The sequence below is a fragment of the Pseudomonas sp. P5_A2_2 genome, from assembly GCF_054177685.1.
The window spans coordinates 1-1,229 of sequence record NZ_JBGCUL010001202.1 but is presented as its reverse complement, the minus strand read 5'-3'; the positions used below and the strand labels follow the sequence as shown (position 1 = coordinate 1,229).

Here is a 1,229-nt window from a genome sequence, read left to right as displayed (position 1 = left end):
ACCACTGGGGAAGATAACGATGCTCTTGGCGATGTGGGCCTGCAGGCGACGCATCGCAGCGGTCAGCGATTGAGCGTCAACCGGTTCGTTCCCGAGTGGCAACCAGTAGCGCGCACCGCGGGCGTCGTTGGCGTGCAAGACGTCCGTTCCGTCAGCGGTGCGATGCAATTGGGCATACAGCACCAGCTTGCGTTTGATCCGGGCCTTTTCAATCTCCCAGTCCAGAACCGAGGGTGTCGGACTACGTCCGGATTCGTCGCTCAGGTTTTGCGCATTGAGTGTATCGGGCAGGAGTGCAAGCTCATGCAAGCGTCGTTCGGCGGTGCGCTTGGTGTCAGCTTGTTTGAGTTGATTGAGATGGACAAAGGCCTGCTGTGTATCCCATACCACTGGGGCATCGAGGCCAAGAAGATCGGGGTTTGCCACTGGATATCTTCCTTGTCGCAAAATGTTGATTTTGCTTTTTCTGATTCTGATTATTATGTTTTATCGAGGGTTTTCGATTTGTTTTGCCATTAAATCACAAATTGCGACACTGGCTCATTGAAAGTTTATGTGCCTGCACCACAATGCCGTGTCGGGCAGTAATCCATTGCCATTCTTGTGCAGCGCTGGTTATAGTCAGTCTTCGGCAGGTTCATGACCTGCTTTTCCACTCCTGAAAAAGATCAGCCCAATGCCTGCATCCCTCATCAACGCGGTAGTCGATTCAGCGGTCAACGCTGGCGTCGTGCCGTGCGGGAACCAGCAGCCCGGGCAGATCAGTCATTACCCCCCTCCTGTCAGTCGCACGCCAGTGTGCGCGGTGGTCTCACCGCCAGGCGTAGGCATTTCGGGCTGATCAGCTGCTTTCTGCTGTTCCCCTGCCTCCCTGAAAAAACGACTGAATTTCAGCTTCGGCTGAGTTGGCTTTTTGCCTGACTACAGGTGGTATTCATGTTTGTCCTTTCGAAAAAGTCCGCGCTCGCGGCGGCGTCCACGAGCCTGTTCGTTCTGCTGTGGAGCAGCGGGGCGATTTTCTCCAAATGGGGGCTGGCTCACGCGTCACCCTTCGCCTTCTTGATATTTCGTTTCGTCATCGCCCTAGGCGGCTTGGTGTTGCTGGTGCCGTTGCTCAAGCTGAAGTTGCCCAAGGGCGGCAAACCGATGCTGTATGCGATGGCCACCGGCGTGGTGTTGTTGGGGGCTTATCAGATTTTTTATCTGCTGGCCCTGGACCTTAAAGAAAG

Annotated in this window: 2 pseudogenes; one reads left to right on the top strand and one right to left on the bottom strand. The window is 54.9% G+C overall.

From position 1 onward, the window contains the following. Positions 1–426: pseudogene (locus tag ACXRVY_RS30090) on the bottom strand (sulfate adenylyltransferase subunit CysD); the annotation flags it as partial. Positions 427–936: 510 nt separating this feature from the next. Between ACXRVY_RS30090 and ACXRVY_RS30085 the strand changes: the two are divergent. Beyond that, positions 937–1,229 (top strand): annotated as a pseudogene (locus tag ACXRVY_RS30085) (EamA family transporter); the annotation flags it as partial.